Here is a 15,904-nt window from a genome sequence, read left to right as displayed (position 1 = left end):
GCGAGTGTCTAACACCCGCGGGGGGTTGGGGCAATCCGCCAATCACCTTGTCACATTTCTCCCCCTTGCATGGCTGTTCGCTTTATGTTCCGATGCTACATCGGGTGTCGGCGCGACAGGTCGTGGGGGGAGGATGCGATGACGGGGAAACCGCTTCTCTATGGGTGTGTCGGCTGTGGCTCCGCCGTGGTGGAGGCGGCGCTGATCCTACTCGGCGAAGATTACGATTATGTGGAGGTTGAGCCCTGGACGCCATCGCCGGCGCTGGATGATTTGCGCGCCCTGAACCCGCTGGGTCAGGTGCCCACCCTGCGCCTGCCCGATGGCACGGTGTTGACGGAGACAGTGGCCATCCTGCTGTGGCTGCTGGAACACCATCCGGGCGCGCTGGCCCCGGCACCGGGGGACTCGCGGCGGCCGCTGTTCCTGCGCTGGCTGGTTTATCTGCCGGCCGCCATCTACCCCATGTATACGGTGGGCGATTTCTGTGATCGCTGGGTGACGGGGGAGGCGGCGCAGGCGGAACTGAAACAGGCCACCATCGACCGCACGCTGGCCTGCTGGGCCAATGTGGAAGCGGGTTTGGCACCTACCCCCGGCGGCTGGGTGCTGGGCACGCCGGACTGGACGGTGCTGGACCTTTATATTTCCATGATGACGCGCTGGCGGCCAAGGCGGGAGGCAATCCGCACTGTGGCGCCCGGCATCATCGCCGTGGCGGAGAAGGTGGATGCCGATCCCCGCCTGCGCGACCTGTGGGATCGGCATTTCCCCGCCGATTATGATGATCCCTGATGCGGTGGCTCAGCCCTTGCCGGTGCTGGCGCGCCAGGCCAGCACCGTCTGATGGGCGATATCGGCCATGACGGGGATGGTGGCGAGATCGGCGCCGACCAGCAGCGACCGGGCCACCAGGGCCATGTCGGTGGCGGTAACGCCGTTCCAGTCCCCCTTGCCGGTGGCGGCGGTCCAGGCCAGCAGGCGGGCCCAATGGTCGCGCCGCTGCGGCAGCAATTGGGTCAGGATCAGGGTGCGCTGCTTCTCCACCCCCAGGCGTCGGCCGCGCAACAGATCATCCACCACCTGTTCATCCTCAAACCAGGACAGGGTGAGGGGGATGTCGTTCACCCACTCGGCAGAGCCGGCGCGGGCTTGTGCCACGATATCCGCCGGCTGTTCGGTGGGAAGCAGTGCTTCCAACAGGCTCTCGGTATCCCGGATGGCGGGGGCGGGCAAAGGCAGGGCCAGGGTTTCCAGCACCGACAGCAGGCTGAACGGGGGCGGGGTTTCGGCATCGGCCCCGACGGCCATGAAATGGCCCAGCGCCATGGTCAGATAATCGACATTGCTTTCCAGCAGGCCCAGCTGTTCGTCGATCTGGTCCAGCATGGCGATGGCGGCCTTGCGGGTCATTGCTTCACCGCACCAGGCATCGCGGATGCCAACCCCGTGCTTGAATAGCAGGGAGACGATGACATATTTGCGCCCTTGCTTCAGCAACATGAACAGGCTCTGCGCCCCCGCCCCGTCAAAGCCAGAGGCGAACACCGCCTCCGGCACCACGCCGGGACCGCTGGGCGGGCATTCGATCCCCTTCAGCCGGGCGGCGCGGATGGTGGCATCCACCCCGGCCCGCAAGGCCTCCGGCAGCATGTTGCGCAGCAGGATCAGCCGGCGCAGGCTGTTGGGTGGCAGCGCGCCCTTTTCCGCCGTCTGCTGCAACAGGCTGACCGCCTGCTGCCGGATGCCGGCATCCGGGTCCAGCAGCCAAGCCAGCGCCAGTTCCCGCAAGGGCGTGCTGTCCGGGTTGGTCAGCAGAACACCCCCCATGGCGCTGCGCGCCTCCACCGGGATGCCGGTGATCAGCGGGGCTATCTGTTCATAGGCAGCGAAGATATCGCCCTCAGCCTCTGCCAGCAGGCCGGTGAAGGCCTGGGCCAGGGCCTGGATCTGGTCCGCCGGATTTTCCGATATGGACGGGACGGCAGGGGCCATGCCCTGCATCTCCCCCGTCAGATCGATTTCCAGGTCGAAACCGGTGCTCTCAGCGGTGCGCAGCAGTTCCAGCGCGAATTCCGGGCCGGCCAGCCCTTCCTCCAGCATCTGCCGGACCTGATCGCGCAGATGGCGCGCGGGTTTGGCGCCCTTCTTGCCCAGTTGGGCCAGGATCATCATCACATCGCCCAGCAGGTGGCTGCACAGGCCGAGAAGTTTCCGGTTAGGCTTTGCCTTTTCAAACTCATCGCTGAACAGGAACAGCAGTTCCTCCAGCAACTCCGGCACCTCCAGCAGCTGCTCGGACAAGCCGGGCGGCGCGGGGGACAGGGTGCCCACGGTCATCTGCCGGGCGATCTTTTTCAACAGGGCGGTCAGCGTCATGGCGGGCACGGGCGGCAGCTTTCCTGATCGGCGCAAGGGCTGGTGCCGACCATAAGGGCACTGCTGTGCTGACGCAACCCGCTTGCCGGCTGCGGCCGTGGGCGCGCCTTCGGCTGGATCACCCGGGGAGGATGAATTGTTAAGTGACAAAAACAATATTGGAGGAAGTCTTTATAAGAAAAAATAGAAACAGCAAAAATTATGATCATCAGCATAGATGGTAAAATCGGCTGTCTCGTTTCATACTTCATGGTGTGTGGTTGTATTTTGTGCCGGCTGTTGTGTGGCATGTCGATGTAAGTCTATGATATTTGGGGGAGACTGAAATGAGCCTGATGGACCGTTTGCGGAAGGGCCCGGTGGCCGAAGCGATTACCCGTCAGAATCAGCCGGCTTCCCCCTCTGTGATGCCCCCTGTCCCGGCTGAGATGGTGCGCACGCTTCGCACCCGTTCCACCGCCTTGTCGGCCGATGATCTTGCGGCATTGCAATTCGATGGCAAGCCCCCCGCCCTGGTACTCGGCTTTGTTTCCCCGCATCTGGATTTCCGCAGCATTGCCGAACGGGTCCGTCGCGCTGTTGCGGCCGAAACCAAGCTGATCCTGATGACGACGGCGGGGGAACTCTGCTCCCAGGGTGGCCGGCTTTATAGCCCGGCCGACGGCGCCTGGGATGACATTGTGCTGCAATCCTTCGCCAGTGATCTGCTGGCGGCGGTGGATGTGCGCGCGGTGCCGCTGCACTGTCAGGACATAAGGGCGGGCAAGCCGACGCTGAACCAGGATCAGCGGGTGGCGGCCATCGCGGCCGACCTGTCCGCCATTACCCCGCCCTTTGTGCTGGACAGCCGGGACAGTCTGGCGTTGACCTTCATCGATGGGCTGTCAGCCAGCGAAAATTACCTGATGGAGGCAGTCTATCAGACCAGCCGCTTCCCCGTTCTGTTCCTGGGCGGTTCTGCCGGGGGCAAGCTGGATTTCCAGCATACCTGGCTTTATGACGGCAGCCGCGTGCTGGAAAACCATGCCGTCATCGCCTTTCTGAAACTGGCGCCGGGCAAGCGGTATGGGGTGTTCAAGACGCAGAATTTTCGCCGCACCGGCATTTCTTTTTCGGTGCTGGATGCCGACCCGGTCGGTCGGACCGTCAGCAGCGTGATTGATGGTAACAGCTTGGCGGTGCAGAGTTTTGCCGATGCGCTGTGCGGCGCGTTGAAATGCCGTCCGGCCGAACTGTCTGCCAAACTTTCCCGCTATACGTTCGCCATCGAACTGGATGGCGAACTGTTCGTCCGCTCCGTCTCCGGTTTTGAAGAAGCGACCGGCAAGGCGCATTTTTACTGTGATGTCAGTCCTGGCGATCAGTTGCATCTGGTGGAAGGCACTGATTTTGTCGGTCAGACGGAGCAGGATTTCCGCTCATTCCTGCGTGGCAAGCCCAAGCCGCTGGGCGGCATCCTGAATGACTGTATCCTGCGGCGGCTGAACAATGCCGGTGCCCTGGGGCAGGTGCGGGCGTTTGATGAGGTGACAGTGGCGGGCTTCTCCACCTTTGGGGAATTGCTGGGGATCAATATCAATCAAACCCTTTCGGCCGTCTTTTTCTTCGACAATGAGAAGGGTGATTTCCATGATGATATTGCTGACCGTTTCCCCATCCATTATGCCCGCTTCAAATCCTATTTCACCGAAACGCGGCTGAATCGGCTGTCTCTGCTGAACCGCATTCGCCAGAAGCTGATTCATAATCTGATTGGTCAGGTGGAGGCGATCACCGCCTTGAGCGGGCTGATGGATAAGATGACGGCCTATGCCGACCATGTGGATGGCTGCATGTCGGCCATCCAGACCGGCCTGCATGGCCATGCCGCCACCTTTCAGGGGCAGGAAAAGCGGAAGGCGGAGATGGAGGGGGAATTCGCCCGACTGGGGGAGGTGCTGCTGAATGTCGAAGGCGTGCTGCGGGTGATTGATGGGATTGCCGGCCAGACCAACCTGCTGGCCCTGAATGCCACCATCGAAGCGGCGCGGGCAGGGGAGGCCGGCAAGGGCTTTGCCGTGGTGGCGGCAGAGGTGCGCAAACTGGCCAATGATACCAAGGCAACGCTGGGCGATACCCAGGCGGCGATCAGCGATATCCATCATTCTGTGGGTGCGCTGGGCGCGCGTATTACCGAGACCGGCAGCACGCTGGACCAGATCGCCGGTAGCAATGTCAGCCTGTTGAACAATGTGGATCAGGTGATGCGTCAGGTGGATGCCGTGAAGCGCAATGTTGCCGAGGCGATTGGCAGCGTGCAGGCGCAAACCGGCATGTTGCAGCAGAACCGCCATTATATTGAGCAGTTGAAAATCCTGGACGCGATGGGGTGACGCTCCCCCTAGAGCCGGGAGCGTTTAAACGGAAACGCACCCGGCTCTAGGTCCTTGTTCAGCGAGCGGATTCACGCTCCAAAGCGATTTCGCTTTTCCGCGATCCGCTCTACCGTCCGCCGCCCGGTGCGGCGGCCTGGGCGAGGCGCAGCAATCCAGCGGCCAGTCCCATGGCCTTTTCGGGCGACAGGGCCGCACCGTGATAGGCCTCCACCATGAAGGCTGGCCCGGTTCGATCCGATGCCCCTGGCAGGCTATAGCCATAGCGGCTGACAGGCTTGTCTTGCCAGGCTTGGCCCTCCCCGCTGTTCGCCTGCATGAACTTGCCGAACAGGCCGTTCAGCATGGTGTCGTTCAGCTTCACCGCCTTGGCCGAATTATCCAGCATATCCAGCAGGCTGGCCACCGCCGTGGGGGGATGTTGTGCCGCCAGACCTTTCCACTGCGCCGGATCAATCATGATATGCTGCTCCCCGCCGCCTTCCTCTGCGGGAAGCAAGAGGGTGATCACGCCAACGTCGTTGTCGTTCTTCGCGGCGTTCCCAGAAAGGGGGGAGGCCGATTTTCCGTTGGCCGCCTCCTCCAGCAACAGGCTGCGCGGCTTTTCCGGCGGCAGAATGCCCTGGGTCGCTGCCGCCTGCTGCACCATGTCCAGGGCAGAGCCGCTGAGGCCGCCAACCCGCGCCGGCTTGCCATCCCGGCCCAACATCTCGCTGGCAAAGTCGAACAGCCGCCGATGATAGGCGGCCAGTGACTCATGGTATTCCGCAACTTCCATGTGGTTATAGTCAGCCATCCATTCCATGCCCGGAACCAGGGCCAGATTGACCGGCTTCATCCCCAGATCACCATAGCGGGAAACGGGAATAGGCGTTGACTTTATTCCGGCCGATATTTCTTCACCGGTGCCGGGCAGGGCAAAGCCGCTGCCATCCTTGTCGCGCAGGCTGGTGCGCTCGCCGGAGGATGGGGTGGTGCTGATTGCGGAAACCGACATGGTGTGACACTCCCCCGCTGGGGATGGTTGACGGGTATTCGGTTCCGGGCTGTTCCAGTCATTATGTAAATGATAATGGATTTAAGCCAAAAACGCGAGTCTTCAATGGCGTGTCCATCCAATGGGGCATCTGTTGCTCAGCGGGCGTTCCCCATCCCTATCCAGTCGCTGATGTCGAAATAGACCAACACCTTCTGCTGGTGCTCATTCACCAGGGTCAGCACATCATAGTGCTTTCCCTCTTGTTCGATCAGGGCCTGGCTTTGCCGTTTCCAGCCGGGGAACAGGGGACCGATGGTGCGGTATTCCAGCGGCACCCCTTCGTCGCTGCTGGCGATTTTGCCCTTGAAGCGGATGGCGCTGGCAAAATCATCGCCGGTACCGCTGCCGGCGGGGATGACGCCATCCTCCCGCATCGCCGTCAATTGCTGTTCATAGGCGCGGCGCGCATTGGGCTGTCCGGCCCGGCGGGCGATGTTGAACCAATAGGGGGCCTGTCGCAGGCTGGATTCACCCGCCGCCGGCAACAGGCTGGGGGCGGGGGTGAAGCCGCTGGCGACCAGTCCCAGCAGGAAGGCTGCATCCGGATGGCCCTGCTGGGCCAGCGGCAATATCAGCTGTGCCGCCTTCTGCGGATCGCCCCGGCCTTCCCGACTGGTCAGATGGACCAGTCCCAGCCGATAGCGGCCGGTCGCGCTGCCCAGATCGGCCGCCTGCTGGAAAAGGGCGAAGGCCCGGCCTTCATCCATCGGTATCTCTTCCCCCCGCAGATACTTCCGGCCCTCCGCCACCAGGGCGACCGTCGCTGGCGGCTCCGCCGGCAGGGTAATGGGGCCGCTCTCTGGCACCTGGGCGATCAGGGCGGGGGCGGTGGCCTGGGGGGCGGGGGACGTGGCCGCCGCCTGCGGGCCTGTTGCTGGGGGCTGGTTGGCGCAGGCCCCCAGCAACAGGCAGCCCAACAAAACGGGGAGGGGGAGCAGGCGGCAGGAAGGCATGGATCATCCGGTCTGACGGTTGAACCAGTGATGATCCGGTTGTGCGGCGTTGCTGTCAAACACCCATCTGGGGCCTGTCCCTATGGGGATGCCGCCGCTCCCCTCAAATCTCCCCCGCCCGCAGGCAGGCCACGGCATGGCCGGTGCTGGCTTCCGCCAGCATCGGCCGTTCCTGCGCGCAAATCTCCGTTGCGTGCGGGCAGCGGGTGCGGAAGACGCAGCCGCTGGGCGGGTTGATCGGGCTGGGGATATCGCCTTTCAGGATGATCTTTTCCCGCCGCCGGTCCAGATCCAGCGACGGCACGGCCGACAGCAGGGCGCGGGTATAGGGGTGGCGGGGATTGGCATAAAGATCGGCGGTGTTGGCCGTCTCCATGATCCGGCCCATATACATCACCACGATGCGGTCACAGGCATGTTCCACCACGGCCAGATCGTGGGAGATGAACAGCATGGTCAGGCCCAGATCGGCCTGCAAATCCTGCAACAGGTTCAAGACCTGCGCCTGAATGGAGACATCAAGTGCCGAGACCGGTTCATCGGCGACGATGAAATCCGGCTTCACCGCCAGCGCGCGGGCAATGCCGATGCGCTGGCGCTGGCCGCCGGAAAATTCATGCGGATAGCGCTTCATGGCGTCGGGCGGCAGCCCCACCATCCCCAGCAACTCAGCAATCCGCTCCCGCCGTTCGGCCCGCGGCACCAGCCGGTGGATGGAAAGCGGCTCAGCGATGATGCCTTCAATATTCTTGCGCGGGTCCAGGCTGGCGAACGGGTCTTGGAAGATCAGTTGCATCCGCCGGCGGTAAGCCTGAAAGGCGGCTGGTTTCAGTTTCAGGATATCGGTGCCGTCAAAAGTCACGGCGCCGGATGTCGGCTGCGTCAGCCGCAGGATGGACCGGCCCACCGTCGTCTTGCCGGAACCGGATTCCCCCACCAGCCCCACCATCTCGCCCCGGCGGATGGAAAAGCTGACCTGATCCACCGCATGAACCTTGGCCTTTGGGCGGCCCAGCAGATTGGTGCCGACCGGGAAGGTCGTCGTCAGGTCACGCACATCCAGCAACGGCGCGTTCATGGCAGCAGCTCCTTCCAGCGCACGCAACGCACCTGATGATCGGCGGCGGCTGCCTCCAACGGTGGCATGGCGGCGGTGCAGGCGTCGGTGGCCGACGCGCAGCGGCTGGCAAAGGCACAGCCGGGCGGCAGGTTGCGCGGGTCAGGCACATTGCCGGGAATGGCCTGCAGCCGCAGCCGCCCGCGCGCATCACGAAAGCGGAAGGGCGATCCCGGCACGCTGGCCATCAGCCCGCGCGTATAGGGATGCAGCGGGGTGCGGAAGACCTGATCAATGGGGCCGGATTCCACCACCCGCCCGCCATACATCACCACCACCCGGTCGGCCATTTCTGCCACCACACCCAGATTATGGGTGATGAACAGGATGGCCATGCCGATCTCGCGCTGCGCCTGGCGCATCAGTTCCAGGATTTGTGCCTGGATGGTGACATCCAGGGCTGTGGTCGGCTCATCCGCGATCAGCAGCAGCGGGCGGCAGGCCAGCGCCATGGCGATCATCACCCGCTGGCGCATCCCGCCCGACATCTGGTGCGGATAATCCTTGGCGCGTGTGGCGGATGCTGGAATTCCCACCAATTCCAGCATCCGCACCGCCTCCGCCCACGCCTGTTTCCGGCCCAGATTGCGATGCAAGGCAATGGCCTCAGCAATCTGGTCCCCCACCGGATATACGGGGTTTAGGGAGGTCATCGGCTCCTGAAAAATCATCGAGATTTCATTGCCGCGCAGGGTGCGCATGGTCGCCGCATCGGCAGTGACCAGATCGCGCACACCTCCGTCGCGGCCCCGGAACAGGATCGATCCCCCCATGATCTTTCCTGCCGGGGCCGCAATCAGGCGCATCACCGAAAGGCTGGTGACGCTTTTGCCTGATCCGCTTTCGCCCACAATGGCCACGGTTTCACCGGGCCGGGCGGAAAAACTGACACCATCCACCGACCGCACCAGCCCGCGTTCGGTATCGAACCAGGTTTGCAGGTCGCGAACCTCCAGAACCGGCGGGGCTTCGATGCGGATCATCAGCGCGACCGGGCCGACAGCGTGGCCACGGGCGTGAAGCTGAAATCACGGTCCCACGGATAGGTTGGTGTCACTTTACGGTTGCGGGCCAACCGCTCCACGAACTGGTCCACCACGCCGGGCGACAGCGCCATCAGCGCCGGGTTGGCGATGGGGGCCAGTTCGGGCGACAGATAGCCCGATTTGACGACGACGATCTTGGCCGCCAGCGGGTCCAGCCCCAGGCGGGTGAAGTCGGCGATATTGTGATAGGGGCGGCGACGGGCGGCCAGCACCAGGGTGATCCCGCCCAGCGTCAGCACCGCTTCGCGTTCCGCCGGCACCTCATGCCCGATCAGGCGCGTCACCTGCGCTGTCACCGTCACGCGCGGGCTGGCCAGGTCCAGCGTCGCCCCAACACCGACTGTGATTTCAGCCCCCTCGCCAGCGGCAAAGGCCGTTTCCAGGGCCGGCAGGTCGGTGATGGCGGCGATGATCACCCCATCCGCCCCCTGGCGGATCAGCTCGCCCAGCACATCCGCCCGGTCGCCCACCCCGCCACCGGTGGGGTTGTCACCGCTATCGGCCAGCACCACCGGATGGGTGGGGCTGGCAATGGCCTTGGCGACACATTCCTCAATACTGCCGGTATCGGTGCCGAACACAAACTGGTCGCGCGCATCCCAATAGGCCTGGGCGATGCGCTTGGCCTCCCGTTCCAGCACATCACGGTCGGTGCCGGTCAGGATGGCGGCCGCCGTGGCGCGCGGTTCATCCGCCCAGACATAGCCCACCATCAGCGACGCATCCCAGATGCCGGGAATGGCATCAATTTCCGGCAGCATGGCATAGAGGCTTTTGGCCGGTTCATCCACGGTGGAGGTGCGTTCGCCCGGCAGCACCACCGGGATCGGCACCCAGAGCAGGAGGGGCTTCACCCCGGTTTCCAGGCTGCGCACCAGCATGGTGACGGCGCGGCGCATCGTCTCTTCCACATCAATATGCGGGGCGGTGCGGTAGGTGGAATACATGTCGATCGCATCGATGATCCGCTGCGAGACATTGCCATGCAGGTCATAGCTGACGGTAATCGGGCAATCGGGGCCGACCAGGGCGCGGGCAGCACTGATCCAGTCGCCCTCCGCATCCTCCATCCCTTCCACAAACATGGCGCCATGCATGGCCAGATACAGGCCATCGATGGGCAGGGTCGCTGCCAGCCGTTCCAGGAATTCGGCCTTGAACGCTTCATAGGTTTCCCGCGCTACCGGGCCGCCGGCAATGGCGCGGGCGTGGATGGTGGGCAGGAACTGGGCCGGATAATCCCCCAGAAAGGCAAAACGGGGGGCCGCCAGTAGCGCGTCACCGCGCACGACCATGAAATCTTCCGCCCGGTTCAGCACGGGGTTGTAGGTCGAACATTCGATATGGATGCCGCCGACAGCGATGCGCATGGTCCGGGTGCCTTTATTGGAAGAAATCGGGATCGTGGAAGAATTTATGCGCCACCAGACCGGCGGCCCCGCGCGCCCAATGGTCGGGCTGGGTGCGGACGATGTGGATGGGGGTCTGCCCGGCCGACAGCGGCAGCACATGGGCATCAATGGCCTGCCGCATGGCCCGGCCGATCAGCCCATCCAGCGGAGCCTCATCATGGGTGATCAGGATCAGTTCGGGATCGTTGATCTGGATGATATGGGCAATGGCCAGCCCCAGCGCTTCGCCCGCATGGTGCAGGATGCGCACGGCGCGTGCCTCCCCCGTGGCGGCCAGGGCTTCCAGTTCCGCCACGCTTTGGCAGGGCAGGCCGGATGAAGCCGATTCGCCCAGAATGGCACTGACCGAGGCGATGGTATCCAGGCAGCCGCGCTTGCCGCAGCGGCAGGGACGGCCACCAATTTCAATCGTGCAATGGGCAATTTCACCGGCCCCGCCGCGGCGACCCCGGTAAAGCTGCCCGTCAATCACATGGGCTGAGCCAATGCCGGCCCCGACGGAGACCAGACAGAAGGACCGCACATCGCGGGCGGCCCCATAAAGATGCTGGCTGATCGCCACGGCCTTGGCATCATTTTCCATATAGGTGGGCAGGCCCGTCGCCCCCTCCACCATGGCGGCCAGCGGCACATCCTGCCAGCCCAACAGGGTGGATTGCAGGCAGGTGCCCTGCGACGGGTCCACCAGACCGGAAAGCGTGACGCCGATGCCGGCCAACTGGTCCCGTTGTACCGGTTTGCCGTCCAACAGCAGGCCAATGCCGGCCGCCACATCCCGCGCCACGGAAAGCGGTTCGCGTGACCGGGGCAGCGAGGCCTGGGCCAGAATGTCGCCATTCAGGTCGGTCAGCACCATCATCATCGGATCGTCGATCAGCGACACGCCGACGAAATAGGCACAGGCCGGGTTGATGCCCAGCAGGATGGAGGGGCGGCCCACGCCGCGCACCGTCTCCGTCTCCCGCAGGATGCCATCCTGAATCAGGTCGCGCACCAGCGTCGTCATCGCCGCCTTGCTGAGATCCAGCCGTTCGGCCAGATCGCTGCGGCTGAGCGGCCCGCCTTCCGCGATGGTGCGCAGGGCCTGACGTTGGGTGGGATTGAGCATCGGGGAGATGGGCCTGAGGGTTAAGTTCAATTTCTAAATTTAGTACGCATAATTAGTTCAAAAGTGAAGAGGCTTTTGGTAGGGTTGGTAAAGTTTGCTGCTGGGCAGGGGTTTCAAGCCGATGAAGGCGCGTGGGTTGCCAAATGTCAGGAAGGGTCGCTTGGTGGCGGCCACCCTGTTTGCCGGGCTGCTGGCGGGGTTGCCCCTGGCGGCCCTCGCCGCAACGCTGAACGTGTTGCAGAATGAGGCACCGCGCAGCATGGACCCCGGCGACCAGACGGCGACCTTCACCTACACGGTGCTGGAACCGCTTTATGAAGGGCTGGTGCGGCGGAACCGGCAATTGCAGTTGGAGCCGGCGCTGGCCACTGAATGGTCCAGCGATGCCGCCGGGCTGGTCTGGACCTTCAAGCTGCGGCCCGGCGTCAGCTTCCATGACGGCACGCCCTTCAACGCCGATGTGGTGGTGAAGAATTTCCAACGCCATCTGGATAGCAAGCGCGGCTTAGCGGCATCCGGCCGTATCCGGCAGGTGCTGGCCAGCGTGGTGGCGCTGGATGATATGAATGTGCAATTCACGCTGAAGGGGCCGTATCCGGCCTTTCTGTCGCTGCTGACCACCGGGCCTGCCCTGATGGTCAGCCCCAAGGCCGATGCCGCCGGCACCCTGTCCCGCCTGGCCGTGGGCACCGGGCCTTACCGGCTGGTGGAATATCGCTCCGGCGAATATGTGCTGGAAGAACGCTTCTCCGGCTATTGGGGCAAGCCGGGCGGGACGGAGCGGGTCAAATGGACCTGGACCGCCGAACAATCCGTGCTGAACATGGCGATCCAGGCGGGGGAGGTGGATATCGTCAACCCGCTGCCCCCGGTTTTCGCCCGCATGGTCAAGGCCAATACCGCTCTGACGCTGCATGAAAGCGACGGGGCGGTGGTGTTCTTCGTGGCGCTGAACCTGAAGCAGAAACCGCTGGATGATGTGCGGGTGCGCCAGGCCCTGAACCTGGCCACTGACCGGGCGGCCCTGGTGAAAGCCATCATGTTCGGCTTTGGCCGCCCGGCCAATTCCCCGCTATCCCCCGTCACCCCCGGCTATGATGCCAGCCTGAACCCCTATCCGTTCGACCTTGTAAAAGCTCGGGAACTGCTGGTTCAGGCCGGGCTGCCGGACGGGTTCAGCCTGTCGGTGGCGGTGCAGGAACCGGAGGCGCGCATTGCCGAGGTGCTGCAAGGCATGTGGGCCAAGATCGGCGTGAAGCTGGAAGTCCGTAAAATGGAAAGCGGCGTCTGGTCTAATGCCGCCTTCGCCAACCCGGATCAGAAGGCCAAGGAAGGTACGGGCGCTATCCTCACCTCCTGGTCGTCGGGGGTGAACGGGGCGGATATGCAGTTGCGCCCGCTTTATCACACCGCCAGCTTCGTGCCGACCGGGGCCAATCTGGGCTTCTATTCCTCCCCCGCGTTGGATGGCTTGCTGGACAAGGCGGCGGCGACAGCCGACGAAGCCGCCCGCAACGCGCTCTATGGGGAGGCGCAGAAACTGATCAATGCCGACGCGCCACATGTGCTGCTGTACTACAAAAAGGATCTGTTTGCCGCACAGGCCAACATCCAGAACCTGTGGACGGAACCGGGCGGCGGCATCGCCGTGCGCGATGCGGTGAAGCCTTAACATGCATATTTATCTGCTGAAGAAACTGATCACCCTGCCGCTGATCCTGCTGGGGGTTTCGCTGCTGGTCTTCGTGGCGCTGCGCGCCCTGCCGGGCGATCCCGCTCGCCTGATGGCAGGGCCGGAGGCACCGCAGGAAGCGGTGGATGCCATGCGCGTCCGCCTGGGGCTGGATGATCCCCTGCCGCTGCAATATCTGCGTTTCGCCGGGTCGGCGCTGGGGGGTGACCTGGGCACCTCCATCCGGTCGGGCCGACCGGTGACAGTGGAAATCGCCGAACGGCTGCCCAAAACCATTTCGCTGGCCCTGGTCGCTTATGGCATCGCCATTTCGGTTGGTCTGTCAGCGGGCATGACGGCGGCGGTCAACCGCAATCGCTGGCCCGATCAGGCAACCATGCTGTTCGCCATTGCCGGCGCCTCCATCGCCAATTTCTGGCTGGCCCTGCTGGCGATGAATTATTTCGCGGTGGAACTGGGCTGGCTGCCGCTGATGGGGTCGGGGACGTGGAGGCATTACATCATGCCGGCCATCACCCTGGCCGTGATGCCGACGGCGGTGATTGCCCGCATGACGCGCGCCTCCATGATTGAGGTGGTGGGCCAGGATTATATCCGCACCGCCCGCGCCAAGGGCCTGCCGGAAAGTGTCGTGATGCGCAAGCACGCGCTGCGCAATGCCCTGGTGCCCATCGTCACCATCATCGGCCTGAATTTCGGCAGCATGTTGGGCGGGGCGGTGGTGACGGAATCGGTGTTCAACTGGCCCGGCCTGGGCCGGCTACTGGTGGATTCCGTGCGCTTCCGTGATTACCCGACGGTGCAGGGCGTCACCCTGGTGGCCGTCACCGCCGTCGTTGTGATGAATTTTCTGGCCGAGATGCTGATCGCGGCCATCAATCCCCGCATCCGGTTTGATTGAGGGCCACCATGACCGAGATCACCGCCACCATGGCCCCCATGGACAGCAAGGCACGTCGCCGCCGGCGCTGGCTGTCCCGTCGCCGCAGCATCTTCATCGGCGGCTTGCTGGTGGGGCTGGTGCTGCTGGCCGCCATCCTGGCCCCGCTGCTGTCGCCCGCCGATCCCTATGAACAGGTGCTGTCCGACGCTTTGTTGCCGCCCAGTTGGGACCATCCGTTCGGCACCGATGATAATGGCCGCGACCTGCTGGCCCGCGTGCTCTATGGCGCGCGGTTGTCCTTGTTAGAAGTGGTGGTGGGCGTCGGGCTGGCGGTGCTGGTGGGCGTGCCGCTGGGGCTGGCCGCCGGCACCATCGGCGGGCTGGTCGATCAGGTGATCATGTGGACCATGGATGTGCTGTTCGCCTTTCCGGGTGTGGTGCTGGCCATCCTGATCGTCTCCATCCTGGGGCCGGGCCTGTTCAACCTGTTGATCGCCATCGCCATTTTCTCCGTGCCTGTCTATGCGCGGCTGATGCGCAACGTGGCTTTGGGCCTGAAAAGCATGGATTATGTGGAGGCGGCGCGGGCCCTGGGCGCATCCACGCCGCGCATCATGTTCGACCATATCCTGCGCAATGCCCTTGGCCCCGTCATCGTGCAATCCACCCTGACGGCGGGCACGGTGGTTTTGTCAGCGGCCAGCCTGTCCTTCCTGGGTATGGGGGCGCAGCCGCCCATGCCCGAATGGGGGGCGATGATGAGCGATGGGCGCAACTATCTGGGCGTGAATATCTATATGTCCCTGTTTCCCGGTCTGGCGATCATGCTGACCGTGCTTGGTTTCAACATCCTCGGCGATGGTCTGCGCGACCTGCTTGACCCGAGAAGCTGACGAACGGGTGTGTCTGCCGTGGCTTTCTGTGTCGATATCGGCGGTTCCTTCATGAAATTCGGCCTCGCCCCCCGCAATGGGGAGGCGGTGCGACAGGTCGATCAGGTGCCGACCCCGGCCCATAGCTGGGCGGATTTCGTGGCGGCGCTGGCCGGCCTCTGCGCCCGCCATGGCGCGGGGCAGCCGGCGGATGCGCCGCTGGCCATCTCCATGGCCGGCATCGTTGATCCGGACAGCGGCATCCTGACCGCCGCCTCCAACCTGGGTGGGCTGGTGGGGCATCGGCTGGCGGCGGAACTGACGGTGGCGCTGGGCCGCCCGGTGCGGGTGGCCAATGATGCCGACTGTTTCGCCCTGGCGGAGGCCACCGTTGGCGCCGGGCGGGGCCACCGGGTGGTGTTCGGCATCATCCTGGGCACCGGCATTGGCGGCGGGCTGGTGGTGGGTGGCCGGTTGATCTCCGGGGCTGCCGGCATCACCGGGGAATGGGGCCATGGCGCCATTGTGAAAACCATGGCCGGATCGCCCCCCGTCGCCATTCCCCGGCTGGAATGCGGCTGCGGCAGGATGGGCTGTGTCGAGACCTTCGGCAGTGCGCGCGGGCTGGAACGGCTGCACCGCCATCTGACGGGCCAGGGGCTGGACAGTCGCAGCATCGTTGACGGCTGGCAGGCGGGTGAGGCTCTCAGCAGCCGCACCATGTCCATCTTCCTGGAACTGGTGTCTGAACCGTTGGCCCTGCTGGTCAATGCCATCGGCCCGCATCGGGTGCCGGTGGGTGGCGGCCTCGGTTCATCGGCGCCGCTGGTGGCGGCCCTGGATCAGGCCGTCCGTGCCCTGATCCTGCGGCGGACGGAGGAACCGTTGCTGGTGCCGGCCGAACTGGGGGCCAATGCCGGGTTGATCGGGGCCGCCGTGCTGGCCTTGCAGCCGTAAGTTTCCCATAAAAAGAAGGGGGCGGACGGGCCGCCCCCTTTCAGGGATCCTGAGGAAGAAGGGAGAGTCAAAA

Annotated in this window: 13 protein-coding genes; 6 read left to right on the top strand and 7 right to left on the bottom strand. The window is 64.2% G+C overall.

The genetic code is table 11. The features are described from left to right. The first annotated feature begins 138 nt into the window (after positions 1–138). Positions 139–795, top strand: coding sequence for a glutathione S-transferase (locus tag CHB97_RS21465; RefSeq protein WP_160106124.1), 657 nt, complete (start codon positions 139–141; stop codon positions 793–795). Positions 796–804: 9 nt separating this feature from the next. Here CHB97_RS21465 and CHB97_RS21460 read toward each other — a convergent pair whose 3' ends face one another. Continuing rightward, positions 805–2,388 carry a hypothetical protein gene (locus CHB97_RS21460; RefSeq protein WP_143271105.1) on the bottom strand — a complete coding sequence of 528 codons (1,584 nt, stop codon included), beginning with the start codon at positions 2,386–2,388 and terminating at the stop codon, positions 805–807. Positions 2,389–2,705: 317 nt separating this feature from the next. Here CHB97_RS21460 and CHB97_RS21455 point away from each other — a divergent pair, with 317 nt between their 5' ends. Continuing rightward, positions 2,706–4,751: a methyl-accepting chemotaxis protein gene (locus CHB97_RS21455; RefSeq protein WP_089290056.1), complete on the top strand. Its 2,046-nt coding sequence runs from the start codon at positions 2,706–2,708 to the stop codon at positions 4,749–4,751. A gap of 109 nt (positions 4,752–4,860) precedes the next feature. Here the strand turns inward: CHB97_RS21455 and CHB97_RS21450 are convergent, their stop codons facing one another. The 6 genes from CHB97_RS21450 to CHB97_RS21425 form a co-directional block, all read right to left on the bottom strand. Beyond that, the gene (locus tag CHB97_RS21450; protein WP_089290055.1) at positions 4,861–5,748 is read right to left on the bottom strand and encodes a hypothetical protein; all 888 of its coding nucleotides are present in this window, start codon (positions 5,746–5,748) and stop codon (positions 4,861–4,863) included. 137 nt (positions 5,749–5,885) lie between these two features. After that, positions 5,886–6,743 (bottom strand): tetratricopeptide repeat protein, encoded by an 858-nt coding sequence (locus tag CHB97_RS21445; RefSeq protein ID WP_143271102.1) that lies wholly within the window; start codon positions 6,741–6,743, stop codon positions 5,886–5,888. A 103-nt stretch (positions 6,744–6,846) separates the two neighbouring features. Further along, positions 6,847–7,821: an ABC transporter ATP-binding protein gene (locus CHB97_RS21440; RefSeq protein ID WP_089290053.1), complete on the bottom strand. Its 975-nt coding sequence runs from the start codon at positions 7,819–7,821 to the stop codon at positions 6,847–6,849. Beyond that, on the bottom strand, positions 7,818–8,843 hold the full coding sequence (locus CHB97_RS21435) for an ABC transporter ATP-binding protein (RefSeq protein WP_089290052.1): 1,026 nt from the start codon (positions 8,841–8,843) through the stop codon (positions 7,818–7,820). Before CHB97_RS21435 ends, CHB97_RS21440 begins: the two co-directional genes overlap by 4 nt. Further along, entirely contained in the window at positions 8,843–10,276 is a 1,434-nt protein-coding gene (locus tag CHB97_RS21430) for a M81 family metallopeptidase (protein ID WP_089290051.1), read from the bottom strand. Before CHB97_RS21430 ends, CHB97_RS21435 begins: the two co-directional genes overlap by 1 nt. Positions 10,277–10,289: 13 nt before the next feature. Continuing rightward, positions 10,290–11,426 (bottom strand): ROK family transcriptional regulator, encoded by a 1,137-nt coding sequence (locus CHB97_RS21425; RefSeq protein WP_089290050.1) that lies wholly within the window; start codon positions 11,424–11,426, stop codon positions 10,290–10,292. A 163-nt stretch (positions 11,427–11,589) separates the two neighbouring features. Here CHB97_RS21425 and CHB97_RS21420 point away from each other — a divergent pair, with 163 nt between their 5' ends. From CHB97_RS21420 to CHB97_RS21405, 4 genes are read left to right on the top strand one after another with little or no spacing between them, the layout of a single operon-like run. Next, complete coding sequence (locus CHB97_RS21420; protein ID WP_200820060.1) at positions 11,590–13,098, top strand: ABC transporter substrate-binding protein; 1,509 nt, start codon at positions 11,590–11,592, stop codon at positions 13,096–13,098. Between the two features lies 1 nt (position 13,099). After that, positions 13,100–14,020, top strand: coding sequence for an ABC transporter permease (locus CHB97_RS21415; RefSeq protein WP_089290049.1), 921 nt, complete (start codon positions 13,100–13,102; stop codon positions 14,018–14,020). Between the two features lie 8 nt (positions 14,021–14,028). Then, positions 14,029–14,895 carry an ABC transporter permease gene (locus CHB97_RS21410; protein WP_089290048.1) on the top strand — a complete coding sequence of 289 codons (867 nt, stop codon included), beginning with the start codon at positions 14,029–14,031 and terminating at the stop codon, positions 14,893–14,895. An 18-nt stretch (positions 14,896–14,913) separates the two neighbouring features. After that, complete coding sequence (locus CHB97_RS21405; RefSeq protein ID WP_200820059.1) at positions 14,914–15,831, top strand: ROK family protein; 918 nt, start codon at positions 14,914–14,916, stop codon at positions 15,829–15,831. Positions 15,832–15,904 lie beyond the last annotated feature (73 nt).

Origin of the sequence: Azospirillum sp. RU38E (assembly GCF_900188385.1) — a bacterium.
Taxonomy (GTDB): domain Bacteria; phylum Pseudomonadota; class Alphaproteobacteria; order Azospirillales; family Azospirillaceae; genus Niveispirillum.
The sequence above is the reverse complement of the archived record's forward strand: the minus strand, read 5'-3'. Positions and strand labels throughout refer to the sequence as shown.

Excerpts from the sequence above, each read along its gene's own strand:
- CHB97_RS21410 (WP_089290048.1), top strand. The coding sequence starts at position 14,029 with ATGACCGAGATCACCGCCACCATGGCCCCCATGGACAGCAAGGCACGT.
- CHB97_RS21425 (WP_089290050.1), bottom strand. The coding sequence starts at position 11,426 with ATGCTCAATCCCACCCAACGTCAGGCCCTGCGCACCATCGCGGAAGGC.
- CHB97_RS21430 (WP_089290051.1), bottom strand. The coding sequence starts at position 10,276 with ATGCGCATCGCTGTCGGCGGCATCCATATCGAATGTTCGACCTACAAC.
- CHB97_RS21415 (WP_089290049.1), top strand. The coding sequence starts at position 13,100 with ATGCATATTTATCTGCTGAAGAAACTGATCACCCTGCCGCTGATCCTG.
- CHB97_RS21440 (WP_089290053.1), bottom strand. The coding sequence starts at position 7,821 with ATGAACGCGCCGTTGCTGGATGTGCGTGACCTGACGACGACCTTCCCG.
- CHB97_RS21435 (WP_089290052.1), bottom strand. The coding sequence starts at position 8,843 with ATGATCCGCATCGAAGCCCCGCCGGTTCTGGAGGTTCGCGACCTGCAA.
- CHB97_RS21465 (WP_160106124.1), top strand. The coding sequence starts at position 139 with ATGACGGGGAAACCGCTTCTCTATGGGTGTGTCGGCTGTGGCTCCGCC.
- CHB97_RS21445 (WP_143271102.1), bottom strand. The coding sequence starts at position 6,743 with ATGCCTTCCTGCCGCCTGCTCCCCCTCCCCGTTTTGTTGGGCTGCCTG.
- CHB97_RS21450 (WP_089290055.1), bottom strand. The coding sequence starts at position 5,748 with ATGTCGGTTTCCGCAATCAGCACCACCCCATCCTCCGGCGAGCGCACC.
- CHB97_RS21455 (WP_089290056.1), top strand. The coding sequence starts at position 2,706 with ATGAGCCTGATGGACCGTTTGCGGAAGGGCCCGGTGGCCGAAGCGATT.